The organism is Halomonas huangheensis (assembly GCF_001431725.1).
Lineage (GTDB): Bacteria > Pseudomonadota > Gammaproteobacteria > Pseudomonadales > Halomonadaceae > Halomonas > Halomonas huangheensis.
This window is the reverse complement of the sequence record NZ_CP013106.1, coordinates 3,890,461-3,913,737: the sequence shown is the minus strand read 5'-3', so window position 1 is coordinate 3,913,737 and position 23,277 is coordinate 3,890,461. Positions and strand designations below refer to the sequence as shown.

The following is a 23,277-nucleotide window of genomic DNA, read 5'->3' as shown; positions in this document are numbered from 1 at the left end:
TGTGATTGTCTCGATCGTTATTGAGGCAGCGCTATTGAGTCAGCGCTATTGATTCAATGCCGCTTTCTGTTGGATCTTGCGGTTCTGATACAGCGAGAAAATGACGGATATCACGGCCAGTGCCAGGAAGGTCGCCGACAGTGGGCGAGTCAGGAAGGTGAGCCAATTACCGTCCAGGTCCAGGGCACGGAACAACTGCTGTTCGAGGTTGTTGCCCAGCACCACGCCGAGGATCAATGGCGTCAGTGGCACCTCGGCCTTCCATAGCAGGTAGCCCACGATGCCGAATCCGAACAGCACCCAGATATCGAAGAGGTTGTTGTTCAAGGCGTAGGCGCCGATGGCGCACAGCATCAGCACGGCAGGCACCAGAATCTGTTGTGGGATAAGCGCGATACGCGCAAACCAGCGCACCAACAACAGTTGGCACAGCACCATGACCACCGCCCCGACCAACAGGCTGGCGTAGATCGCACCGACCAGCACCGGGTTCTGCTCGAACATCAGCGGCCCGGGCGTGATGCCATGCAGAATCAACACCCCCATCATGATCGCCATCGGCAGGTCACCCGGAATGCCCAATGCAAGCGTCGGGACAAAGGCACCGCCGGCAACGGCACTGTTGGAGGCTTCGGAAGCAATGATGCCGTCCGGTATTCCGGTGCCGAACCGCTCAGGGTGGCGAGAGAACTTCTTCGCCTGGTCGTAGCTGATGAAGTTGGCCACGGTGCCGCCGGTACCCGGCAGAGCGCCGATCAGACTGCCGATCAACGAAGAGCGAATGGTGTTGGTCTTCTGGGAAGCGATATCGCGAATGATGCGGCCGTAGGGAATCGAAATGTCGGGGACTGCCTCGCTCCTGGTGCGCTTCTCCTCGCGCAGCTTCTCGATATTGTCCATCAATTGGGAGAAGGCAAAGATGCCGATCATCACCGGCAGGATCTCGAATCCGGAGCTCATCACCGGCAGGTCGAAGTCGAAGCGTAGGTTGCTGTTGCGGTCATAGCCGACGGTGGTGATCAGCAGGCCCAATGCCGCCGCCAGCATGCCCTTGAGCAGCGCGCCATTGGAAAGCCCGGCAACCAGCGTCAGGGCGAAGATGATCAGTGCGGAGATTTCCCATGGGCGGAAGTTCATGCTGAAGCTGGCCAGCAACGGGCCGAAGAAGACCAGTACCGCCACGCTGATCACGGTGCCGATGAAGGACGCCGCCACGCCGATGCCCAACGCTCGTCCCGGCTCGCCTCTCAGCGCCATGGGGTAGCCATCGTAGACGGTGGTGATCGATGACGGAGTTCCGGGGATGCCGAGCATGACACCGGACACGATGCCCCCCGAATAACCACCGACAAAGACACTGACCATCAGCGATACGCCGCTGACAGGGTCCATCGCAAAGGTGAAGGGGAATACCACCAGTATCGCCATGGTGACGGTAAACCCGGGGACGCTACCGCCAATAATGCCGAACAGTACGCCAATCACGATCAGCAGCAGCACAGAAGGGCTGCTGACCAGGGCGAATGCATGAAGAAAGAAATCAGCCATGGACTACTCCAGAGACATTGCGCCGGTCAGGGCAGCCAGATATTGAGACCGAAATGGAAGATCACGTAGATCAGCGAGGCGAGAGTCACGCTGACCCCAAGGTTGATGGCCCACTTCCGCCGAGTATCCACGCCCAGCAACAGGGCCAGCGATGCCACCATGAAGGCCATGGTGGAGACGAGATAGCCGAGCACCGGTAGCACGAGCGCGTAGAGTCCGAAGAACGCAAACAGCGACAGCACGGCACCGTTCTGCCTCAGCCATTGCATGGCCGTACGGCGCTCACGCGCTTGCGGCGAGTCGCTGTTGAATAGCGACCGCACCAGGATCAGTACCGAGAGGATGGCGATAACCCCCAGCAGGATCTGAGGGAACATGGCCGACCCATAGGTCTGCCAGCTTGTCGGTGGCCGAATGTTGCCCGACTCGACATAGAGGATGGCCACCATGATCAGCATGGCAATCGCCAGAGCGCGATCTTTGGTTATTGTTGGCATGGAATGTTTCTCCAGTACTGCGCCTGGCGGGCATGCGCTTGCGGCAGCAGTGATCTCGGCAGAGGGGCAGGTCTGGATGGTCAGCGGTTGGGGTGTTCTCTGTTGCCTGCTGGCTCAGCGCAGCAGTGATCTCTGGTGAGGATGAGGAGAGGGGACCGTGTGATAAGCGTCATGTCGAAACACCTTTGTTGTTGTCTGTGGAGCGTTTTCGTCGATGGTGCGAGTTCTTGGTAGTGCGAGTTCTTGGTGGTGCGAGTTCTTGGTGGTGCGAGTTCTTGGTGGTGCGAGTTCTTGGTGGTGTGAGCTCTGGATGATGCGTCGCTGTTGATGCAGTGCCGCACATGCGCTGCCCGTGACGAGGTGTGCACTGGAGCATGGTTAATGTAACGACACTTTTACAATATTTCGTTTTTTAAATAAAAAATCGATTATTCGGTCACTGACTATAGAAAGATGCAGAAGGGGGCGTCAACCCTTCTTTGATCGCTTCTTTCAGCGATGCTCAGGATCGGCAGGTGCGCCGCGGCAATAGCGGTGGGTGAGAGGCTTCTTCGTGCAGCAATTGCATGGGTAGAGAGAATTCAGGTAGAGAGAATTCGGGTAGCGCGGAGTCGGGTAGAGGCTATTCAGCAGGGCGAGAGGCTGGGGTGTTTGTGGTGGTGCAATGAGATCGGGGCAGAGCGTTGGCTCTGCCCCGGCGTTGCATGACGAGGGGATCAGTGACTGGTAGCGGTGCGGCCACCCAGCCGGATAAAGCGCACCGGAGGGCTCTTGGCGGACCCTCTACCGTTACGGTCCTGCACCGGCTGTGCACGCCAGCCGCGATACAGGGCCCAACGCTTGAGGGCATCGAGGTTCAGGTGGGGGTGGTTCTCGTCGTGGGGATCGTACTGAGGAGCGGGGAAGGCGTGTGCCAGGTGATCGTAGCGGGCCAGAGCGCGTTCACCACCATGGGCAGCAAGGGCTTGGTCCAGTGCGGATTGCCAGGCTCGGGTGTCGTGCTGAAGGCGTTGGTTGGGGCTTGGCATATGGCCTCCTGAGACGCATCTTGGGCAAATGGAATTTCCTTTCAAACATCTCTCAGTGACGCTTCGAATCGCAGTGCTGTTGTGAGTTGTTTTATGGGGCGCCTCCTGTCGGTCATGGGTTCTAGAGGTAAAACCTTGCCGCTGCAGTTTCCTCGGCAGCTTCCCCGACTCAGGCCACCGGCGGTGGTGTCCGGCGAAGCATCGACACCATCGTCTGTGCTTCGCCGTACCCCTGGTGCCGGGGCCTGTTCGAGATCAGTCCCAGCTCAGCGCGCCGCCGACCTGGTATTCGGTTACGCGAGTCTCGAAGAAGTTCTTTTCCTTGCGCAGATCGATGATCTCGCTCATCCACGGGAACGGGTTCTGTGCGCCCGGGTACAGTTCCTTGAGACCAATCTGCGCCAGACGGCGGTTGCAGATGAAGTGCAGGTACTCTTCCATGATCGCGGCGTTCATGCCCAGTACGCCGCGCGGCATGGTGTCACGCGCGTAGGCGATCTCGAGCTCGGTGCCCTCGAGGATCATCTGGGTGCACTCGTCCTGGAATTCCGGCGTCCACAGTTGCGGATTCTCGATCTTGATCTGGTTGATCATGTCGACACCGAAATTCAGGTGCATGGACTCGTCGCGCAGGATGTACTGGAACTGCTCGGCAACGCCGGTCATCTTGTTGCGACGACCCATGGACAGGATCTGGCTGAAGCCGCAGTAGAAGAAGATGCCTTCGGTGACGCAGTAGAAGGCGATCAGGTTGCGCAGCAGTTCCTGGTCGGTCTCGGTGGTGCCGGTCTGGAAGTTCGAGCGCGACAGCGACTGAGTGTGCTTGAGGCTCCACGCGGACTTGGCGGCGACCGACGGGACTTCGCGGTACATGTTGAAGACTTCGCCTTCGTCCATGCCCAGTGATTCCACGCAGTATTGATAGGCGTGGGTATGGATCGCCTCCTCGAAGGCCTGACGCAGCAGATACTGGCGGCACTCGGGGTTGGTGATCAGGCGGTAGAGGGCCAGCACCAGGTTGTTGGCGACCAGCGAATCGGCGGTGGAGAAGTAGCCCAGTGAACGCTCGACGATGCGGCGCTCGTCCGGCGTCAGGCCGTCCGTGCTCTTCCACAGCGCGATGTCCGCGTTCATGTTCACTTCCTGGGGCATCCAGTGGTTGGCGCTGCCATCCAGGTACTTCTGCCATGCCCACTCATACTTGAACGGCACCAACTGGTTGAGGTCGGCGCGGGCATTGATCATGCGCTTGTCGTCGACCTCGATGCGCGCGGCACCCATCTCCAGCTCTTCCAGACCGGCAGCGACGTCGAGCTCTTCCAGTGACTGACGAGCGCGAGCGATGCGATCCGCGTCAGCAACTTCGTAGTCTCCGGCGCTCTGACGGACTTCCGGCTCTGGTTCAGCGACGGGGGCTGGTTGCGGCTCTTTTGCTGGAGACCCAGTTGCTTGAGAACCGGCTGTTTTAGACCCAGCAGCAGGCTTCTCGGCGACGCTGGTATCGTCTTCGTGGAATTCATCCCAATCGATCATGTTCTTCCTCGTTCCTCGGAGGTGAAGCAACAAGAAGGAAGGCCCTGGGGGCGGAAGAACGAGGTAGCTACCTGCGTTCTTCATTGGCGTAGCGCGCCATCTTCCTTCTTGATTGCTGGGTTACTGGCAGGCCTCGCAGCCTAGATCGTCGATTTCAGCCGCAGACGGCGGACGCTGACCACCCTTGCCCTTGAGGAAATCAGACTCGCCCTTGAGATAGCCTTCGATGCCACGCGGCTCTGGCTTCTCGGCAGTCGGCGCAGGAGCGGCTGACGGCGTCGGGGCCGAGCCGTTGCTGACGGCGTTGAGCGTGCCGCGGTTGACGGTGGATTTCTCGACCGAGGTGGCACCCAGCGCGCGGAGGTAATAGGTGGTCTTGAGGCCACGGAACCATGCCATGCGGTAGGTCACATCGAGCTTCTTGCCCGAGACGCCCTGGATGTACAGGTTCAGTGACTGCGCCTGGTCGATCCACTTCTGGCGACGCGAGGCGGCTTCGACCAGCCACTTCGGCTCGACTTCAAAGGCGGTCGCATAGCGGGCCTTGAGGTCTTCCGGGACGCGGTCGATGGGCTGCACGCTGCCGTCGTAGTACTTGAGGTCGTTGATCATGACCTCGTCCCACAGGCCGCGCTCCTTGAGGTCGTTGACCATCCAGGAATTGACCACGGTGAACTCGCCGGACAGGTTCGATTTCACGAACAGGTTCTGGTAAGTCGGCTCGATCGACTGCGTCACACCACAGATATTGGAGATGGTCGCGGTCGGGGCGATGGCCATCACGTTGGAGTTACGCATGCCCTGGTCGCGGACCTTGTCGCGAATGCGATCCCAGTCCTGGGTCTGGCTGGTATCGACCTCGATGTACTTCTCGCCACGCTCGGCCTTGAGCTTCTCGACGGAGTCGATCGGCAGGATGCCCTGGCTCCACAGCGAGCCTTCAAAGCTCTCGTAGCGGCCACGCTCGGCGGCCAGATCGCTGGAGGCCTCGATGGCGTGATAGCTGACCAGTTCCATGGACTCATCGGCGAAGGTCACGGCTTCTTCGCTGGCGTAGGCGATGCCATGCGCATAGAGCGCGTCCTGGAAGCCCATGATGCCGAGGCCAACCGGACGATGCTTGAAGTTCGAGTTCTTCGCCTGGGGGACCGCGTAGTAGTTGATGTCGATAACGTTATCGAGCATGCGTACTGCGGTACGTACGCTGTTCTTCAGCTTCTCGCCATCGAGCTTGCCGTCGACCACATGCTGAGCGAGGTTGATCGAGCCCAGGTTACATACCGCGATCTCGTCAACACTGGTGTTGAGGGTGATCTCGGTGCACAGGTTGGAGCTGTGCACGACACCGGCGTGGCTCTGCGGGCTGCGGATGTTGCAGGGATCCTTGAAGGTGATCCACGGGTGGCCTGTCTCGAACAGCATCGACAGCATCTTGCGCCACAGGTCACGTGCCTTGACGCGCTTGAACAGCTTGAGCTGGCCGTTGCGAGTCATTTCCTCGTATTCCGAGTAGCGCTTCTCGAAGGCCACACCATAGAGGTCGTGCAGGTCCGGGCAGGTGGACGGTGAGAACAGCGTCCACTCGGTGTCGTCGAAGACCCGCTTCATGAACAGGTCCGGCACCCAGTTGGCAGTGTTCATGTCGTGGGTACGGCGACGGTCATCACCGGTGTTCTTGCGCAGCTCCAGGAACTCCTCGACATCCAGGTGCCAGGTTTCGAGGTAGGCGCAGACTGCACCCTTGCGCTTGCCACCCTGGTTGACGGCAACTGCAGTGTCGTTGACGACCTTGAGGAAGGGCACGACACCCTGGGATTTACCGTTGGTGCCCTTGATCCAGGAGCCCAGCGCGCGCACCGGAGTCCAGTCGTTGCCCAGGCCACCAGCCCACTTGGACAGCATGGCGTTGTCGCGAATGGCGCTGTAGATCTGGTCGAGGTCGTCAGGCACGGTCGTCAGGTAGCAGCTGGAAAGCTGGCTACGCAGGGTGCCGGCATTGAACAGGGTCGGCGTCGACGACATATAGTCGAAGCTCGACAGCAGCTCATAGAACTCGATGGCACGCGCTTCGCGGTCGTCCTCATTCAACGACAGACCCATGGCGACGCGCATGAACATCACCTGCGGCAGCTCATAGCGGACATCGTCATGGTGCAGGAAATAGCGGTCGTAGAGCGTCTGCAGGCCAAGATAGGTGAACTGGTTGTCACGACTGTGGTCGAGAGCATCCGCCAGGCGCTGTAGATCGAAACGCGCGAGTTCCGGATCGAGCTGTTCGAATTCGATACCGCGCTCGATATAGGCGAGGAAGGCCGGCTTGTAGAGTTCGGCCATGTCACCGTAGGTGGCGTCTTCGGCGATACCGAGGAACGATAATGCTTCGCGACGCAGGTTGTCCTGCAGTAGGCGAGCAGTAACATAAGTGTAATTGGGGTCTTTCTCGACCAGAGTACGAGCTGTCATCATAAGCGCCTGGGAGACGCCATCGATGGTGACACCATCGTAGAGGTTCTTGAGCGAGTCCTGGACGATCTTGTTGGGATCGACGTTCTCGAGGTCTTCGCAGGCATCGAAGACCAGTGTTTCTACGCGGCCCAGATCGAGAGGGCTGCGCTCGCCGTCGACACCGGTGACGTTGAGTGTCGGGTGCGGCTTCTGGATACCGCTGTCTTCACGCGCACGGGCATGTTCCTCGCGGTACAGCACGTAGGCGCGGGCGACCTTCTGTTCGCCACTGCGCATCAGGGCCAGCTCGACCTGATCCTGAACATCCTCGATGTGGATGGTGCCGCCGTCCGGCATGCGCCGGGCGAAGGTGTTCAGAATGACTTCCGCGGATTCCTTGACGAAGTCGCGGACACGGCTGGAAGTCGCGGCGTTGTCTCCCTCAACGGCAATGAATGCCTTGCTCATGGCGACGGCAATCTTGTCGGCGTCAAATGACACCACATCACCGGTGCGCTTGATCACGCGTAGTGTCTGAGGTGCTGTGACGGATACGGACGGACGGTCCGTAGTTGCGAGGGTTTCCATGGCGCCGAGGCTCCCTTCCTGATGATGTCGGTGGCGGAAATATTGAGCGAGAAAGGCTATTGACAGCCAGTCGCTGGAATTGCTAGAGACACATGATGTGGTGCCTCTGGATATTTGAGACACAAGATAGTGTGGTTTTTCCGCTCCAGCAAGTGGATAAGTCTGTGGATGAACTGTGATGAAACAGAGGGTAATCAGCGCATCTGGCTGCACGTCAGGAATGGAGCGGTTTGGGTACCGCCTCAGCGCGATGAAGGCGAGAAGGATTTTTTCGGGTATGCTTGGAAAATTGTCCAGGATGTTGCCCAACAACCGTTGTATGACTAGTTTGTCACACAAATGCGATTTCCTGCCTTGTTCAAGGATAGAGTGACCATATGGAAGAACGCCCGGATCAACGTGCACAGGATCATGTGCTGATCATCGAGGACGATGAACGGCTCGCCGGACTGACCCGCGATTACCTCGAGGCCAATGGATTTCGTGTCACGGTCGAGGAAGACGGTGCCAGGGGAGTAGAGCGCATCCTCGCCATTCAACCGGACCTGGTGATCCTGGACCTGATGTTGCCAGGAGAGGACGGCTTGTCGATCTGTCGACGTGTCCGCAGTGAGTATCCAGGACCAATCCTGATGCTGACCGCACGCACGGACGACATGGATCAAGTGCTGGGGTTGGAAATGGGAGCCGACGACTATGTTCCCAAACCAGTGCAACCTCGAGTCCTGCTGGCACGAATGCGCGCATTGCTGCGGCGCCTGGATGTGACCGAAAGCAGTGCTGACACTCGCCTCACCTTCCGCGACCTGGAAGTTGACAATGCCACCCGCGAGGCCTGGCTGGAGGGAGATCGAATCGACCTCACCAGTGCGGAGTTCGATCTGCTGTGGTTGCTTGCCAGTCACGCTGGCCGCGTCTTGACCCGCGAAGAAATCTTCTCGCAACTGCGCGGCATTCGTTATGACGGTCAGGATCGTTCGATCGATGTTCGTGTTTCGCGGATTCGCCCCAAGATTGGTGATGACCCTCACCATCCTCACCGCATCAAGACGGTGAGAAGTAAAGGTTATCTGTTCGTAAAGGACAGTTGATTTGATGCGCCGAGCTCTGGCTGATAGCACTTTCCTGCGGGTATACGTCATGTTGGCGGTTACCCTGGTGCTGGCACTTGGGGTTGCCATGTCAGGGCTGGCGCTGGTCGACAAGGTACGACTCGAACACTACCGCGAAAGTCTCGCCGAAGCTCCGATGCTGCTGCTCGCCGAGATGATCGAAAGTATCCCGGTGGACGAGCGTGACGCCTGGCTCGAAGAGAAGTCGATGGAGTTGGATATGGCACTGTACCTGGTGCCGATTTCATCTCTGTCACCCAATTACTTCTCGCGTATCCGCATGCAGCGTGGTGGTGTGCTCGTTGACCAGATCAGCGAGCATGGCTGGCGTTTCCGTCGCTTTATGCCATCCGATGATATGGTCCTCGAAGTATCGATGATGGGTATGACCGAGCGCCAATTGCGCGGTCTGACTCGTATGGCCGGGACCTGGTTGGCGGCGGCCAAGGCCAGTGATCGCCAGCTGCGTCTGGAGGGACTTGACGAGGGCTCGCTGCCGATTGCGCTCAGTACCGAGCCTCCCTCAGTACTGGATGACCGCCAGTTGGAGCATCTTGCTGAGGGCGATGTTCTGATGCGCCTGCTACCGGAACACTGGTCGGTGGTGCTGTTCATGGAGTTACGCCCCCCGGGTGAACCCGTGTGCTGGCTGACGGTGGGGCCGATGGCGGCTTACGAGACCATGCCGCCAGCGCTCCAGGCATCGTTGCTGGTCGTGCTGATGGCGGTTCTCGCCATCGTTATCTACCTGATTGTGCGCAGCATCGAAGCGCGAATGGCGCGACTCGAGATGGCCGCGACACGTCTGGCCAACGGGCGTCTGGATACCCGGGTCAAGGTCGAGAGTGGCGACTTCCTCGGTCGAGTGGGAATGGCATTCAATGGCATGGCCACCCAAGTGCAGTCATTGCTGCGTGCGCAGCAGGATATGATTCGTGCTGTTTCCCACGAGTTGCGCACACCTGTGGCACGGATTCGCTTTGCGGTGCAGATGGTCGAGGACATGTCCGAGGACCCGCTGGTGCGTCGCCAGTTGCAGGGGGTGGATAGTGACATCGATGAGCTCGACGAGCTGATCGATGAAATCCTGACCTATGCGCGCCTTGATAGCGAAAGCATCAATGGCGTGGACGCCATGCCGGAGCCAGTGGCGCTGCGCGAAACCTGTAAGCGCGTCATCGATGCGTTGTTGCCCTTGCATGGCAATCTCGATGTGTATCTGGCCACGGAGGAAGAAATCGAGGCCAGTGGCGATTCGCGCTATCTACAACGCGCCATACAGAACCTGGTTGCCAATGCCTGTCGTCATGCCCATCAGCAGGTACGAGTCAGCCTGCACGACGAAGCACGGCTGGTGCGGTTGGACGTCGAAGACGACGGCGACGGCGTACCACTGGAATCGCGCCAGGATATCTTCAAGCCCTTTGCTCGCCTCGACGGTAGCCGAGCCCGCCACTCTGGCGGCTATGGCCTCGGCTTGTCGATCGTGCACAAGGTCATGGTCTGGCACGGCGGCAGCGTCACCGTCGACGAGAGCCCCACACTGCACGGTGCACGCTTCTCCCTGATCCTGCCAAAGCGGTCTGAATCCAGCGACGAGCCGCTCGGGCTGTAAGTTGTAAGAGGGAAGTCGTAAGAGGGAAGTTGATAAGAGCGAAGTTGATAAGAGCGAAGAGGACTAACTGCAGCTTGACACACTTCCTTCGGCTCACACCATGTCTTCCTTCTTCCTTCTTCCTTCTTCCTTCTTCCTTCTTCCTTCTTCCTTCTTCCTTCTTCCTTCTTCCTTCTGCCCCTCAGGCCGGCTTGATCCCTTCCAGTACCGCAAATGACGTTTCCCGTGCAGTGCGCAGGAAGTCCACCATCCAGGGGGCGTCGCGCTGGTCTTCGCGAATGGCGGCGAACAGTGTGCTCCACACGCCTTCCTCACCCAGCGCAACCGCCTTGACGTAATCACGCTCCAGATATTCGGTCATCGCCCAATTGGGTAGCGAGCAGACGCCGCGTCCGCTGGCGACCAGTTGCATCATCATGATCGTCAACTCGGCGGTGCGGATTTCGCGCGGCATGACGCCAGCAGGCTCTAGAAACTGGGTAAATACATCCAGCATCGAATGTTCGACCGGATAGGTGATCAGCGTTTCATCGGCAAGCTGCTGTGGCTCGACAAAACTGCGTTTGGCCAATGGATGCTGACGTGCCACCGCAAGCAGCCCTTCATAGCGGAACAGTGGTTCGTAGTACACGCCGTTGAGCGGCTGCGGATCTGCAGTGATCACCAGGTCGAGCTGCTCGCGGGCCAATGCCGGCAAGGGGTCGAAGTGGTGGCCGCCAGGGATGTCGATCTCCACTTCCGGCCAATGATCGCGGAAATGGTCGATGGTCGGCATCAGCCACTGAAAGCAGCTGTGGCACTCGATGGCCATATGCAGACGGCCGTGCTCATTGCCTGCCAGACGAGCGAGGTCACGCTCGGCCATGCGCACCTGGGGGAGTATCTGTTCGGCAAGTTTCAGTAGTCGCAGACCGGCACGGGTGAACTCCACCGGGCGTGTCTTGCGCAGGAACAGCGGACTGCCGAGGCGTTCTTCGAGGTCCTTGAGCTGATGGGACAGCGCGGACTGTGTCAGATGGACACGCTCGGCGGCTTCGACGAGGGATCCGGCATCGCGCAAGGCGATCAGAGTGCGTAAATGGCGGAGTTCAAGCATATTGTTGAGCTTTTTTCATGTTGAGTATTAATAAGTTTAGTTTGATTCACTAGCCGTTGGCCAGCCACACTCTGCTGCATCATTCATAGTCAATGGCTCTCAACATGACTGTTTCTCATATTCTCGGTTATCCGCGCATCGGCGGCAACCGCCAGCTCAAGCATGCCACCGAAGCCTACTGGAAAGGCGACATTCAGCGCAGCGACCTGGAGCAGGTGGGACGCGAGCTGCGTCGTGACAACTGGCAGATACAGCGAGAAGCGGGACTGGACCTGGTGACAGTGGGAGATTTTGCCTTCTACGATCAGGTTCTCAATACTTCGCTACTGCTGGGCGCAGTCCCGCACCGCTTCGCTGCTGAGGACGAGGTCACGCGTGGCGAGGTTGATCTGGATACTGCCTTTCGTATGGCGCGTGGCCGCGCACCCAGTGGCGAGTCGGCTGCTGCCTGCGAAATGACCAAGTATTTCGATACCAATTATCACTATCTAGTGCCCGAGTTGCACGCCGGTCAGCGCTTCAGGCTCGCCAGCACGCGCCTGTTTTCCGAGGTGGAGGAAGCGCTAGCCGAAGGGCATGCGGTCAAGGTGGTACTGACCGGACCGCTGAGCTGGTTGTGGCTGGGCAAGGAGCGTGCTGGCGAAACGCTTGATCGCTTGAGCCTGCTCGATGGCGTGCTCGACGTCTACGCGGAAGTTCTGCAACGTCTCGCCGCGCTGGGCGTGGAATGGGTGCAGCTCGACGAGCCTGCACTTGCGCTGGATCTGCCCGGTAACTGGAAGGCGGCCTACGAGCGCGCCTATTTCCGTCTACGGGCCGCGCCGGTCAAGTTGCTGCTGGCGGTCTACTTCGGCGGGTTGGGCGATAACCTGTCGTTGGCGCTGGGGCTGCCGGTCGATGGCCTGCATGTGGATGCGGTGCGCGCTCCTCAGGAAGTTGATAGCCTGGTGGACCGCTTGCTGCCGCATAAGGTGCTGTCGGTAGGTGCCATCGATGGTCGCAATATCTGGCGTACGGATCTCGTCGAAGTGCGTGAGCGTTTAGCTGCAGCGGCTCAGCGTCTGGGCGAGAGGCTATGGATTGCACCGAGTTGCTCGCTGTTGCATGTGCCGGTGGATCTCGAGAGTGAAACTGAACTGGATGCTGAGTTGAAAAGCTGGTTGGCCTTCGCTCGCCAGAAGCTGGATGAAACGGTGACCCTGGCGCGGCTGGTGTCTGGTCGTGTCACTGCTGAGGACGAGCGGCTCCTCGCGGCTTCCAGTCAGGCTCAGGCCTCTCGTCGTGCATCGCAGCGAATTCACCAACAGCAGGTTGCCGAGCGTCTTGCTGGACTGAGCGAGGCCGACAGTCAGCGGGACAGTGACTATATCCAGCGTGCTGAAATCCAGCGCCGGGTGCTGGGGTTGCCGTTGTTCCCGACCACGACCATTGGCTCCTTCCCGCAGACAACAGAGATTCGTGCCGCTCGTCGTCAGCACAAGGCCGGCACGCTGTCGGATGATGATTACCAGGCACGGATGAAGGCCGAGATTGCCGAAGCGGTACGCATTCAGGAACAGCTCGGGATCGACATGCTGGTGCATGGTGAAGCCGAACGTAATGACATGGTCGAGTACTTCGGTGAGCAGCTCGATGGCTATGCTTTCACACGTTTCGGTTGGGTGCAGAGCTATGGCTCGCGCTGCGTCAAGCCACCGATCCTGTATGGCGATGTCTCGCGCCCCAGGGCGATGACCGTTGCCTGGAGTGCCTATGCTCAGTCGCTGACGGGAGCACCGATGAAAGGCATGCTCACCGGGCCGGTGACCATGCTGCAATGGGCTTTCGTACGCGATGATCAGCCGCGCTCAGTGACTTGTCGCCAGATCGCGTTGGCACTGCGAGACGAGGTATGCGATCTGGAGCAGGCCGGCATCCGTGCCATCCAGATTGATGAGCCGGCACTGCGCGAAGGGTTGCCGCTGCGTCGCAGTGAGTGGTCGCACTATCTGGAGTGGGCGGTGGAAGCCTTTCGTCTGTCGGCTTCCGGTGTGACCGATGCCACACAGATCCACACTCATATGTGCTATTCCGAGTTCAATGACATCATCGACTCGATTGCCGCTCTGGATGCTGATGTCATCACCATCGAAACCTCACGCTCCAATATGGAGCTGCTGGATGCCTTCGGTGACTTCGATTATCCCAACGAAATCGGCCCGGGCGTGTATGACATCCATTCACCCAACATTCCTGATGTGGACTGGATGGTAGCGCTGATGGAGAAGGCTGCTGAACGCATCTCGCTGGAGCGGTTATGGGTCAATCCCGACTGTGGGCTCAAGACACGACACTGGGATGAGGTCACCCCGGCGCTGGCCAATATGGTCGAAGCAGCCAGGCAGTTGCGTCGTCGTCACGCCTGAGGTCGTCCGTTCAGAGATGCACTTTTTATAGAGAGTCCCTGAAGCATGGCAAGATAAGGTAACGTAACGTATTGGAAGGGAAGGCACGGATGTCTTCCCGCCTCTTTTATCTGCCAGTTTCGGGAGTCTGCCATGTCGCGATCTGCTATCGCTGTTGTACCTGCGCTTTTGGGTGTTCTCTGGTTGAGCGGGTGTGCCACCGGCACTGCCCCTGTACTTGAGGAGCGTAATGGTTCGGGTAGTACCGTCAGTGAGGATGTCGAGGCCAAGGCTCCCTATCTTCCCTCGTCATTGTTTGTCGGTAGCGCCGATGAATTCATTGGCTGGAGCTGCACACCGTCTCAGGACATGGTGACAGCGACTCAGCAGGATTCTCTGCGTGTGTGGACAGCGCATGGTGGTGAGGAATTACCGCAATCGGTAGCTGCCAGCGGCACTCGCTATCAGCAGGGTGAGCTGAGTGTCTGGCTCAAGGGCGATGAAGGTATCGTCGAAAGCGACCGTGGACGCCTCGAGTGCGAGGCCATGAACCGCCGTGGTTCGCTACGCCGTAGCGACAAGCCCGGCGTGATGTTCTACGCGCGCGGCAATGAACCCGGTTGGTCTCTGGAGCTGGCCAACGATGTCCCACGCATCAAGATGTCATTGAACTACGGTGAGCGCAGTGTCGATGTTCCATATCGCGTCACCACCCTCGACAACGGCGCAGGTCGGGTGATTCTTGCCAGCGGTCGCTCCGATGCTCCCTTCCAGTTGCGCATCGAGGCAGGCGCCTGTTTCGACGACATGTCGGGCACGCCCTGGCCGGCGAAGGTCACGCTGAACGTCAATGGACAGCAGTTGAGGGGCTGTGGCCAGGGGATTGCCCCCTGATCCAGCCTCGAGTTGGAATTGGGTTGAAGATCTGTTGGCGATGAGTGCACCCGCATGTTCCGTGGCTTTGCGGGGCACTCATGGCTACTTTTTTTGGTTTTTCGATTTTTTCGAATGAAGTGTGCGTATTTAATCGCTTTTCGTCGAAAAAATAGCTCATAGAATGGCGGTCATGAATCCTGAATTCCAGTAACAAGTGCAATGGAGATTCCAATGACTGCCAATACTCGTGTTCTTGTCGTTACCTCATCCATCCTCGGTGCTCATGGCCAGTCGCTCGGCCTGGCGCAACACTTTCAACGTGTGGCACAGCAGCGGGGCGACCTGACCCTGAAGGTGCGTGATGTGATCGCGGATGATCTGCCTCACCTTGGTCTCGAGGAACTGTCGAGCTGGCAGGTAACCGAAGAGGAGCGCACTGCCGAGCAGCGCGAACTGGCGGCGCGTTCCGATGCGTTGATTGCAGAAGTGCTCGATCACGATGTCATCGTGCTGGCGGTGCCGATGTACAACCTCGGCATTCCATCTCAGCTCAAGGCATGGTTCGATCGCGTGCTGCGCGCTGGCAAGACCTTCCGTTATACCGAGAATGGCCCGGTCGGCCTGGTTGATGGCAAGCGCGCTATTCTGCTTGGCGCTCGTGGCGGCAAGTATGCGGGTACGGCAATGGACTCTCAGACACCGCACATCACCCATATGTTGGGCCTGATGGGAATCTCGCAGCTCGATAGCGTGTTCGCCGAGGGCTTGAACATGGGCGAGGAGCTCAAGGAAACGGCGCTGTCCGATGCGCATCAGCAGATCGAGGCACTGGTCGCCTCATTGTAAGCGACATGGTAGTGATTGCCTGACTGACGCCCGCACTCTCACAGAGTGCGGGCGTTTCTGCATTCAGCAGGGCTATCTGCATGTAGCAGTGCCGTCGGTATGCCAGCGAGGATCGGTCCACTGACTCAGACACAGTGGCGGCGTCGGTGAGCGCAGGCGCTGGAACAGCCGCGCGAGGGAACCGTATTGCCCTTCATCGGGTAACTGTTGCGTTACCGGCAATGCCTGCCAGTCGGCGCCATCATCGGCACGTACCGCGAGGCTGAAACGGAAGGAATGATTGCCGGGGAATCCAAGACGCATATCCGTGGCCATCAGCCACTGTCGGTCATCAGCGGACACGATTTCATATTGCAGAAAGGGGCCAGCAAACCAGTCGAGCCGGCGGCCCTTGTCGATGGCCAGCGCAGCGGGTTCGAGCTCGGCACCACGCTGGAAGATCTCGATGAGCGGCGGAGTATCGCCGTCGAAGACTCCTACTGTTGTCTCGGCATGCCGGTTGCCATCGACCGCGGTGACACGCCACAGCAGGATATTGAAGGGCGTCGGCTGAACCAGGCGGGGTGCATCGGCGAGTTGATGCTCGGCCAGCGCTGGAGCAACGCGATGTTCGACCCAGTGGCGGATGCCCAGCGACAGCAGTAGGTAAAGGCAGGAAATCATCAGTGCCCCACCGGCCAGACGCTGGATACGCCGTCCATCACCCAGCGCCAGGCCGACGAGGAGTGTCGCCACCAGCGGTAGGCTATAGAGCGGATCGATAATGAAGACCAACGGCAGGGCACTGGGTTGTGAAACCGTCAGCGGCCACCACAGCTGCGTGCCGTAGGTGGTGATGGCATCGAGCAGTGGGTGGGTGATCAGGCATAGCCAGAATAGCCACCACCAGTGTTGCAGGCTGATATCCCGCGCAGGCGCCAGGCGCCGAGCCACCAGGGCGAGCAAGGTGGCGAGTCCAGTCAGCACGAAAAGCGAGTGGCTGAAGCCGCGATGATAGGTGACATTGGTCACCGCATCGCCATAGTCGATCACCACATCGAGATCCGGCAGAGTACCGAGCGCTGCACCGATCAACAGCGATTTGCGACCCAATCGCCTGCCCATGATCGCACCGCTGAGCGCTGCTCCCAGTGCCGCTTGAGTCAGCGAATCCATGCTTGCCATCCCTCGTTCATGAACGCCTGTCGCGTGTTCAGCCGTCTCGTGTCCAGGCGGGCCTGGCCGCGAGGATGCGTTTCTGTACCGGGCAGTCGTCTCGGTGGGCTCCGGGCAGATAGCCGGCGCTCATCAGGAATTCGTTGACGATTTCCGGACCGGTGAAACGGAAGGTACGCTTGAACAACTTGACCCATTCGGCGTGTGTGCGAGGATGATGTGCCTCCAGCCATGTGCTGAATCCGCCATGGCTGTCGCGCATGTCGCGCACTACCTGAGCGTTGTGAATGACGGCGTTGATCTTGAGCCGGTTGCGGATGATACCGGCGTCGTTGAGTAATCGCTGGCGCTGTTCATCGCCGTAGGCGGCGATCAGGTCGACATCGAAATTGTCGAAGGCTTGACGAAAGGCGGCGCGCTTCTTGAGCACGGTCAGCCAGGAGAGCCCAGCCTGATTGATCTCCAGTACCAGCCGCTCGAAAAGCTCGCTTTCGTCGCTGATCGGGAAGCCGTATTCGTGTTCGTGGTAGGGACCATGAAACGTATGGCCTGGTGCAGAGTCACAGTAGTCGCTCATGCAGAGTATCCTTGTCAGTAAGCTTCCACATTCTATTCGGTATCTTTTCAGAATCATCCAATAAGGGCTATCGGCTACGCCTGGTACCGATAAATTGCATGCACTTTCTCCGCCCTTGAGAGGTGGCCATGTATCGCCCGTTTCCCCTGACCTATGAGGAGCCTTTCCCATGCAATTCCTTCACACCATGGTTCGAGTCAGCGACCTTGATGCCTCACTGCACTTCTACTGTGATCTGCTCGGGCTCAAGGAAGTTCGTCGCAAGGAGAACGACAAGGGGCGCTTTACCCTGGTATTCCTCGCGGCACCGGAAGATGAGTCGCGTTCCAGTGAGTTGCAGGCGCCTGAGCTGGAGCTGACGTGGAACTGGGACCCGGAAGAGTATCAGGGTGGGCGCAACTTCGGTCATCTGGCCTACCGCGTCGATGACATCTACGCCCTGTGCCAGAAGCTGCAGGATAACGGCGTTACCATCAACCGCCCGCCGCGTGACGGGCATATGGCATTCGTGCGTAGCCCGGATGGGATCTCGGTTGAGCTGCTGCAGAAGGGGGAGGCTCAAGCGCCTCAAGAGCCCTGGGCATCAATGGAAAATACCGGCAGCTGGTAATCGTTGATGTGGTGTTTCACCACACGGGTGCTCGCTACACAGGTACTTGCCGCACAGGTACGTGCGACACAGGTACTTGCGACACAGGTACTTGCTGCATAGGTACTCGCCACACAAGCACCCGCCATATGGTGGGTGCTTGTGTGAGACCAGAAGTTCGGGACCAGAAGTCAGGAACCGAGAATCAGCAGTCTGACACTCAGTTGCCAGAGCCGGTCGCTGCGCCGGTGATACCACCTGCGGCGGCGGCACGATGAGCGATATTGGAGAGCTCAGAGCTGTCGACGTTGAGGTCACGGAAGGCGCCCATCGCACCCAGCAGTGCCGAGCTTTCATACGGCACGAAGACGCGTTCTCCTTCCCGGGCCATGTCCGGCAGCATCGAGATGTACGACTGGCCCAGCAGGTAACCGATAACGTCGCGGGAGTTGTTCTCGCCTTCGCCCATCGATCCCAGCACCAGCTCGATCGAGCGGCTTTCACCCTGGGCACGCAGAATGGCGGCTTCCTTGTCACCCTGAGCGTTGAGAATCGCCGATTCCTTCTGGCCTTGTGCCTTGGCGATCGCTGCTGCCTTGTCACCTTCGGCCTCGGTGACGGTCGCCCGTCGGCGGCGCTCGGCCGACATCTGCAGGTGCATGGCTTCCTTGACCTCTTCCGGCATCTCGATGTCCTGCACCTCGATGCGGTTGATCGCCACGCCCCATTTTGATGCTGGTTCTTCCATCTGTTCCTTGATGCGCGCGTTGACCTCGGAGCGTGACTCGAAGATCTTGTCGAGCTCCATCTGGCCAACCACTGAACGCAGCGTGGTCTTGGCCAGCACTTCCACCGCCTGACTCATGTTCTCGATCTTGTAGACCGCGTTGGCCGGATCGATGATCTGGAAGTAGATGGCACCATCGATGCGCACGGTAACGTTGTCGGTGGTAACTACTGGCTGGGACGGAAAATCCATCACCGCCTCGCGCAGATCAATGCGCGCTTCATGGGTCATCAACGGGATGAATTCCGCGCCATGCCGCTTGTAACGCACCATCTTGATCGGGCGTGGCTTGTCGAGGAACGGAATGATGAAGTTCACGCCGCGCTGCAATGTGCGGTTATAGGCGCCGAGGCGCTCGATCACCATCACTTCTGATTCCTGCACGATCACCAGACCCTTGAACAACATGATCAGCGCTATTGCCGCGATGACCAGGATGACGAGAAGGGCTGGACTGAGACCAACGATGAATGACATAGGTGGGGCTCCCTGCGATGGGGTCGGTTTTCCGGTGAGGCGGCATCCTGCGCACCCCTTGACGGTTTTGATTGGCGTGCTTTCGTTCTGCCTCTTCCGTGCTGCCGAATGACATCTCAGCTTAGGCAGAACCTGTGGGTACGGCGAATGAAGATCTCATGGCCAGGGGAGAGGCCTGACGAGCTATGGCGTGGGTTGCTGACTGGCGGGTTTGACGATGGCCTGATTGCCTTCGAAACGCACCAGTACGACTTCGTCACCGGGTTCGGGTGCAGTGTCGACATCGGCGTCAAGCACGGCACGATACAGATCTCCGTCAAGCTTGATGCAGGCCGCATCATCATAGTCTCGACGCATGACCACAAAACGCTGCCCGGCGCCGCCACCCGCGCCGGCAACACCGAAGTCGGGCTTCTGTTGGCGATGTTTCAGGCGATGAATGGCCAGCGGAACCAGAATACCGCAGCTGATGGCGAGCACCGCCAACTGGCCGATCAGGTTTAAGCCCAACCAGGCACCGGCAGCGGTGAGGGCTGCAGCCAGAGAGATCGCCAGCAACACATAAGCGCCAGTGAAGAGCTCGAATACCAGACTGATCAGCGCGATCAGTAACCACAGTAGCGCGGGGCTAAGCAGATCCATTGTTGGCTCACCAGGCAGAGTCTGAAAGATGACATCCTGTCGCGAATGATTCTGCGCCGCCAATCCATGTAGCGCAAGGTGCCCAACCGCTGGGTTCGCGGTCGGACACGGCATCCTGTATCAATTGCTCAGTAACGTGGGCCAGACTATTGGTGCGGCCCGACGGAAGTTCAATCCGGCTTGATGGCCATGCGTCCGCTGCCGAGGAACATCAGCGCGACGGCGCCGAACAGGAACATGCCCTGCAGCTCCAGCGCCCAACCGCCGCTGTCGCCGAGCGTAAATAACTGGTTCATGTGCGCCAGGTAGATGGCGACCAGCATGTTGCCGGCGATCAACAGGCCACCGATACGGGCGTTCCAGCCCAGAATGACCATCAATGGCGCAATCACTTCGCCCAGCAGCACACCATAGGCCAGTACCGTCGGCAAGCCGTTGGCGGCAAGAGTATCCCCGATCCAGCTGAGGCTTTCCGGGTTGATCAGTTTGTTGATGCCGTGAAGCAGGATCATGATGCCGAGCGCCAGGCGCAGTATCAATTTACCGAGGGCATCGTTATGGAGGGCATTCAGCATGACGGTATCCTTGTTCCCTGGTCGTCAATGATGGAATCATGATCAATGTATTAGACCATGCATGGTGGTGGCCGCCACTGTGCGGCACACTAGGGATTCTCTGAATAACTCCATCCGTGGAATTATTCAGTGACACCAGCCCACAACAAGTGAAGGGCTGGTTCACATTTTCAATGACTTGCAGCCGCCAGAAGGCGGGCAAGCATCGAAAATGCCTGGTGCGTCCCTGCACCAGCGGGATGCTCTGAGTTGATCAGATCACCCCTGGTATGTCGTTTGACACCTGGCCCGAACCCGTCACTGGGTAGGGGCGGGTGGTATCCCTGACTCATCGTCCTACTACTACTTTACTGCCTTGATCAGGCTGTTCTACCACGGCAAGGAAGATATCATGACACTGTTACGAATTCGTCAACTGTTCTCACTGGCAGCACTCACGCTGGTGTTGTCCGCCTGTTCGAGCCAACCCTCGCCCCAGGTCGATGGCAGTGACAGTTCGGGTGGTGTTTCCGGCCCAGTGGTCGGCAAGCGCTGGAACCTTCTGCTGGTGGGAACCGATGAAAAGCTGTCGATGCCCTCCACCCCCTGGTTCCAGATTGACGGTAGCGGCAAGGTCAGCGGCAGCGATGGCTGTAACCAATTGACCGGCACGGTTGCTCTCGGCGATAGCCATCGTATCGAGTTCAGCGACCTGGCAACCACGCGCCGCGCCTGCCCTCAGTCCGATGATGCCCAGCGGGTGCGCGATATGCTGGACGACGCCTATCGTTACCTGATTGACCATGATCGGCTGGTGTTCTTCGGGCCAAACTCTCTGGTGCTTGGCGGATTCCGTCTCGCCAAGTGATGCTGGTTGCGGGCCAGATAGCACTGATACATCGAGTAGCCACGTCAGCCCACAACCAGGTGATGGGCTGACTCCCATTTTCAATGGCTTGCAACTGTCGGAAGATGGCCAGGCATCGAAAATGCCTGGTGCATCCCTGCTCCCGCGGGGAACGCTGAGTTCAGCGTGTCCCCTCAGTCATTGCGAAGGGCAGATACCAGGGCCTCGGCAAAGGTATCCGTCGTCCCGCTTCCTCCCATGTCAGGAGTCACCTGGTCGCGGGCTGTCTCCAGCACTTGCCGGATGGTATCGCGAATCTGTGTTCCCTTATCCATCATGCCGAGGTGGTCGAGCATATCGGCAGCCGCCAACAGCAGCGCGCACGGATTGGCAATCTTCTTGCCTGCTATGTCCGGTGCTGAACCATGTACGGCCTCGAAGATGGCGGTGTCGGTGCCGATATTGGAGCCGGGAGCCAGGCCCAGACCACCGACCAGTCCCGCGCAAAGGTCAGAAAGGATGTCGCCAAACAGGTTGGTCGTGACAACGACATCAAACTGCTGGGGGTCCATCACCAGCTGCATGCAGGCATTGTCGACGATCATCTCCTGAAACTCGATATCAGGATATTCTTCGGCTACCTCGCGAGCCACTTCCAGGAACAGCCCGGAACTGGTCTTGATGATATTGGCCTTGTGCACCGCAGTGACTTTCCTGCGCCCTCGCTGGCGGGCCAGCTCGAAGGCATAACGCAGGATGCGCTCGGAGCCCTTGCGGGTCACGCGGATACTCGATAGCGCTGTTTCACCGTCATAGGAGAGGGTCTGGCCCTCGGAAAGATAGGCGCCTTCAGTATTCTCCCGCACGGTAATCAGATCGATCTCATCATAGCGTGAGCGAGTACCCGGAAAGCTGAGCGCTGGTCGCACATTGGCATACAGGTCGAAGTGGCGACGCAACTGCACGTTGATGGACGAGAACCCTTTTCCCACGGGGGTGGTCAAGGGGCCTTTCAATGCAACGCGGTATTTCTCGATGGCCTCGAGGGTCTCTGCTGGCACCAGGGTTCCATGTTTTTCCAGAGCGGTCAGCCCGGCATCGAAGAACTCATACTTCAGGCCACACTCCAGGGCATCCAGAACACGCAGCGTGGCATCCATGATTTCGGGGCCGATGCCATCACCTTTCAATACCGCTATCGTTTGGCTCACCAATAATTCCTCATATGGGGGGGAGTTGATCAAGGAGGATCCCAACACTTCAGGCTATAGCCCAGGAAGGCATGGGAGCACCGTGAGTATCAGAACTCATCAATGCATCGAGTCAGTCAGCACACTCGATACATTTCAGCACGGTGGGGTCCCACTCCAGCCGTTTGACAGCGATCCATTCACCACATTCGATGCATTCGCCGAACTCTCCCGTCTCAAGCCGTGCCAGCGCAGCGTCAATCCGGCGAATTGTCACCTGGCGGCGCTCCTCCTCAGCCTTGGCCATGGCCTGGCCCTGAAGGGCATCCATCCGCGACAGGCGCCCTACGGATTGTTGGTCCAGCATGACCGTGGCACGACTTTCCTGACTCTCGTCGCTCTGGTCGATCAGCAGGGCCCGGGCGTCGTGCAACTGCCGGGTGATTTGCTCTACATCGATGTCGGGATGGTTCATGTTCTGCCCGGCCATGGAACCTCCTGTAGGGGCAGGGACACGGGAGTTATCCCATGCCCCGGGATGCTCAGAGCTGAGGGGCGTCGTAGTCCCTGGGCTCATCGGTATAGACGCAGACATTGGCATGTTCCACATCACCGTCGGGAGACTCGACGTGGGTGGCGAAGAACGCCTTGATTTCCTGGCGGTTGCAATGCGCCTCGAAGGCCTCCTGACTGGCCCATATTTCATGGAAGACGATGGGGTAGCTGGTGCCATGGGCATTGGGATGGTCGATGTGCCGAGTCACGGTGTACTGCAGGCAGCCATCCTCTCGGTGCGCATTGGGCTCCAGCGCTTGCAGGGCCTTGAACACCGTCTCCTCTCTGCCGGGCCTGGGCTTGAAGTTGGCGATGCAATAAAACTTGCTGGACATA

At 58.9% G+C, this 23,277-nt stretch carries 21 protein-coding genes; 7 read left to right on the top strand and 14 right to left on the bottom strand.

Going from position 1 to position 23,277, the window contains the following annotated elements; all coding sequences use genetic code 11:
• Nucleotides 1-45: 45 nt before the first annotated feature.
• From AR456_RS16880 to AR456_RS16860, 5 genes are all read right to left on the bottom strand, one after another.
• Nucleotides 46-1,548, bottom strand: coding sequence for a tripartite tricarboxylate transporter permease (locus tag AR456_RS16880; protein WP_021818149.1), 1,503 nt, complete (start codon nt 1,546-1,548; stop codon nt 46-48).
• Between the two features lie 26 nt (nt 1,549-1,574).
• Nucleotides 1,575-2,045 carry a tripartite tricarboxylate transporter TctB family protein gene (locus AR456_RS16875; protein ID WP_031207371.1) on the bottom strand — a complete coding sequence of 157 codons (471 nt, stop codon included), beginning with the start codon at nt 2,043-2,045 and terminating at the stop codon, nt 1,575-1,577.
• 716 nt (nt 2,046-2,761) lie between these two features.
• Complete coding sequence (locus tag AR456_RS16870; RefSeq protein WP_021818152.1) at nt 2,762-3,073, bottom strand: hypothetical protein; 312 nt, start codon at nt 3,071-3,073, stop codon at nt 2,762-2,764.
• Between the two features lie 255 nt (nt 3,074-3,328).
• Complete coding sequence (locus tag AR456_RS16865; RefSeq protein WP_021818153.1) at nt 3,329-4,606, bottom strand: ribonucleotide-diphosphate reductase subunit beta; 1,278 nt, start codon at nt 4,604-4,606, stop codon at nt 3,329-3,331.
• 120 nt (nt 4,607-4,726) lie between these two features.
• A complete protein-coding gene (locus AR456_RS16860; RefSeq protein ID WP_021818154.1) occupies nt 4,727-7,639 on the bottom strand; it encodes a ribonucleoside-diphosphate reductase subunit alpha in 2,913 nt (970 codons plus the stop codon).
• 377 nt (nt 7,640-8,016) lie between these two features.
• On the opposite strand from AR456_RS16860, the gene AR456_RS16855 reads away from it, so the two are divergent.
• Together AR456_RS16855 and AR456_RS16850 are read left to right on the top strand one after the other, a co-directional pair.
• Complete coding sequence (locus AR456_RS16855) at nt 8,017-8,730, top strand: winged helix-turn-helix domain-containing protein (RefSeq protein WP_021818156.1); 714 nt, start codon at nt 8,017-8,019, stop codon at nt 8,728-8,730.
• 4 nt (nt 8,731-8,734) lie between these two features.
• A complete protein-coding gene (locus AR456_RS16850) occupies nt 8,735-10,366 on the top strand; it encodes an ATP-binding protein (RefSeq protein WP_021818157.1) in 1,632 nt (543 codons plus the stop codon).
• A gap of 181 nt (nt 10,367-10,547) precedes the next feature.
• Here the strand turns inward: AR456_RS16850 and AR456_RS16845 are convergent, their stop codons facing one another.
• On the bottom strand, nt 10,548-11,462 hold the full coding sequence (locus AR456_RS16845) for a LysR family transcriptional regulator (RefSeq protein WP_021818158.1): 915 nt from the start codon (nt 11,460-11,462) through the stop codon (nt 10,548-10,550).
• 104 nt (nt 11,463-11,566) lie between these two features.
• On the opposite strand from AR456_RS16845, the gene metE reads away from it, so the two are divergent.
• The 3 genes from metE (at nt 11,567) to AR456_RS16830 (ending at nt 15,568) form a co-directional block, all read left to right on the top strand.
• Nucleotides 11,567-13,867 (top strand): 5-methyltetrahydropteroyltriglutamate--homocysteine S-methyltransferase, encoded by a 2,301-nt coding sequence (gene metE / locus AR456_RS16840; protein ID WP_031207373.1) that lies wholly within the window; start codon nt 11,567-11,569, stop codon nt 13,865-13,867.
• A 132-nt stretch (nt 13,868-13,999) separates the two neighbouring features.
• A complete protein-coding gene (locus AR456_RS16835) occupies nt 14,000-14,740 on the top strand; it encodes an MliC family protein (protein ID WP_021818160.1) in 741 nt (246 codons plus the stop codon).
• Nucleotides 14,741-14,953: 213 nt separating this feature from the next.
• A complete protein-coding gene (locus AR456_RS16830; RefSeq protein WP_021818161.1) occupies nt 14,954-15,568 on the top strand; it encodes an FMN-dependent NADH-azoreductase in 615 nt (204 codons plus the stop codon).
• Nucleotides 15,569-15,640: 72 nt separating this feature from the next.
• Here AR456_RS16830 and AR456_RS16825 read toward each other — a convergent pair whose 3' ends face one another.
• Nucleotides 15,641-16,723 (bottom strand): metal-dependent hydrolase, encoded by a 1,083-nt coding sequence (locus AR456_RS16825; RefSeq protein ID WP_031207375.1) that lies wholly within the window; start codon nt 16,721-16,723, stop codon nt 15,641-15,643.
• A gap of 37 nt (nt 16,724-16,760) precedes the next feature.
• Nucleotides 16,761-17,300 carry a DNA-3-methyladenine glycosylase I gene (locus AR456_RS16820; RefSeq protein ID WP_021818163.1) on the bottom strand — a complete coding sequence of 180 codons (540 nt, stop codon included), beginning with the start codon at nt 17,298-17,300 and terminating at the stop codon, nt 16,761-16,763.
• Nucleotides 17,301-17,469: 169 nt separating this feature from the next.
• Between AR456_RS16820 and gloA the strand changes: the two genes are divergently transcribed.
• Nucleotides 17,470-17,910, top strand: a complete 441-nt coding sequence (gloA, locus tag AR456_RS16815; RefSeq protein WP_021818164.1) for a lactoylglutathione lyase — start codon at nt 17,470-17,472, stop codon at nt 17,908-17,910.
• Between the two features lie 199 nt (nt 17,911-18,109).
• Here gloA and AR456_RS16810 read toward each other — a convergent pair whose 3' ends face one another.
• From AR456_RS16810 to AR456_RS16800, 3 genes are all read right to left on the bottom strand, one after another.
• Entirely contained in the window at nt 18,110-19,153 is a 1,044-nt protein-coding gene (locus AR456_RS16810; RefSeq protein ID WP_021818165.1) for an SPFH domain-containing protein, read from the bottom strand.
• Nucleotides 19,154-19,336: 183 nt separating this feature from the next.
• Nucleotides 19,337-19,795, bottom strand: coding sequence for an NfeD family protein (locus AR456_RS16805; protein WP_021818166.1), 459 nt, complete (start codon nt 19,793-19,795; stop codon nt 19,337-19,339).
• A 170-nt stretch (nt 19,796-19,965) separates the two neighbouring features.
• Entirely contained in the window at nt 19,966-20,370 is a 405-nt protein-coding gene (locus AR456_RS16800) for a DoxX family protein (RefSeq protein ID WP_021818167.1), read from the bottom strand.
• A gap of 391 nt (nt 20,371-20,761) precedes the next feature.
• On the opposite strand from AR456_RS16800, the gene AR456_RS16795 reads away from it, so the two are divergent.
• Complete coding sequence (locus AR456_RS16795) at nt 20,762-21,217, top strand: META domain-containing protein (RefSeq protein WP_021818168.1); 456 nt, start codon at nt 20,762-20,764, stop codon at nt 21,215-21,217.
• 173 nt (nt 21,218-21,390) lie between these two features.
• On the opposite strand, the gene AR456_RS16790 is transcribed toward AR456_RS16795, so the two are convergent.
• From AR456_RS16790 to AR456_RS16780, 3 genes are all read right to left on the bottom strand, one after another.
• Nucleotides 21,391-22,407 carry an isocitrate dehydrogenase gene (locus AR456_RS16790; protein ID WP_021818169.1) on the bottom strand — a complete coding sequence of 339 codons (1,017 nt, stop codon included), beginning with the start codon at nt 22,405-22,407 and terminating at the stop codon, nt 21,391-21,393.
• Nucleotides 22,408-22,519: 112 nt separating this feature from the next.
• Nucleotides 22,520-22,876: a TraR/DksA family transcriptional regulator gene (locus tag AR456_RS16785; RefSeq protein WP_021818170.1), complete on the bottom strand. Its 357-nt coding sequence runs from the start codon at nt 22,874-22,876 to the stop codon at nt 22,520-22,522.
• A 52-nt stretch (nt 22,877-22,928) separates the two neighbouring features.
• Complete coding sequence (locus AR456_RS16780; RefSeq protein WP_021818171.1) at nt 22,929-23,276, bottom strand: putative quinol monooxygenase; 348 nt, start codon at nt 23,274-23,276, stop codon at nt 22,929-22,931.
• Nucleotide 23,277 lies beyond the last annotated feature (1 nt).

What these genes read in the sequence shown, in the direction of transcription:
- AR456_RS16875 (WP_031207371.1), bottom strand. Translation starts at nt 2,045, where the DNA reads ATGCCAACAATAACCAAAGATCGCGCTCTGGCGATTGCCATGCTGATC.
- AR456_RS16785 (WP_021818170.1), bottom strand. Translation starts at nt 22,876, where the DNA reads ATGGCCGGGCAGAACATGAACCATCCCGACATCGATGTAGAGCAAATC.
- AR456_RS16865 (WP_021818153.1), bottom strand. Translation starts at nt 4,606, where the DNA reads ATGATCGATTGGGATGAATTCCACGAAGACGATACCAGCGTCGCCGAG.
- AR456_RS16860 (WP_021818154.1), bottom strand. Translation starts at nt 7,639, where the DNA reads ATGGAAACCCTCGCAACTACGGACCGTCCGTCCGTATCCGTCACAGCA.
- AR456_RS16780 (WP_021818171.1), bottom strand. Translation starts at nt 23,276, where the DNA reads ATGTCCAGCAAGTTTTATTGCATCGCCAACTTCAAGCCCAGGCCCGGC.
- AR456_RS16855 (WP_021818156.1), top strand. Translation starts at nt 8,017, where the DNA reads ATGGAAGAACGCCCGGATCAACGTGCACAGGATCATGTGCTGATCATC.
- AR456_RS16795 (WP_021818168.1), top strand. Translation starts at nt 20,762, where the DNA reads ATGACACTGTTACGAATTCGTCAACTGTTCTCACTGGCAGCACTCACG.
- AR456_RS16870 (WP_021818152.1), bottom strand. Translation starts at nt 3,073, where the DNA reads ATGCCAAGCCCCAACCAACGCCTTCAGCACGACACCCGAGCCTGGCAA.
- AR456_RS16880 (WP_021818149.1), bottom strand. Translation starts at nt 1,548, where the DNA reads ATGGCTGATTTCTTTCTTCATGCATTCGCCCTGGTCAGCAGCCCTTCT.
- AR456_RS16800 (WP_021818167.1), bottom strand. Translation starts at nt 20,370, where the DNA reads ATGCTGAATGCCCTCCATAACGATGCCCTCGGTAAATTGATACTGCGC.
- AR456_RS16825 (WP_031207375.1), bottom strand. Translation starts at nt 16,723, where the DNA reads ATGGATTCGCTGACTCAAGCGGCACTGGGAGCAGCGCTCAGCGGTGCG.
- AR456_RS16845 (WP_021818158.1), bottom strand. Translation starts at nt 11,462, where the DNA reads ATGCTTGAACTCCGCCATTTACGCACTCTGATCGCCTTGCGCGATGCC.
- AR456_RS16805 (WP_021818166.1), bottom strand. Translation starts at nt 19,795, where the DNA reads ATGGATCTGCTTAGCCCCGCGCTACTGTGGTTACTGATCGCGCTGATC.
- gloA (WP_021818164.1), top strand. Translation starts at nt 17,470, where the DNA reads ATGCAATTCCTTCACACCATGGTTCGAGTCAGCGACCTTGATGCCTCA.
- AR456_RS16820 (WP_021818163.1), bottom strand. Translation starts at nt 17,300, where the DNA reads ATGAGCGACTACTGTGACTCTGCACCAGGCCATACGTTTCATGGTCCC.
- AR456_RS16850 (WP_021818157.1), top strand. Translation starts at nt 8,735, where the DNA reads ATGCGCCGAGCTCTGGCTGATAGCACTTTCCTGCGGGTATACGTCATG.
- AR456_RS16830 (WP_021818161.1), top strand. Translation starts at nt 14,954, where the DNA reads ATGACTGCCAATACTCGTGTTCTTGTCGTTACCTCATCCATCCTCGGT.
- AR456_RS16810 (WP_021818165.1), bottom strand. Translation starts at nt 19,153, where the DNA reads ATGTCATTCATCGTTGGTCTCAGTCCAGCCCTTCTCGTCATCCTGGTC.
- metE (WP_031207373.1), top strand. Translation starts at nt 11,567, where the DNA reads ATGACTGTTTCTCATATTCTCGGTTATCCGCGCATCGGCGGCAACCGC.
- AR456_RS16835 (WP_021818160.1), top strand. Translation starts at nt 14,000, where the DNA reads ATGTCGCGATCTGCTATCGCTGTTGTACCTGCGCTTTTGGGTGTTCTC.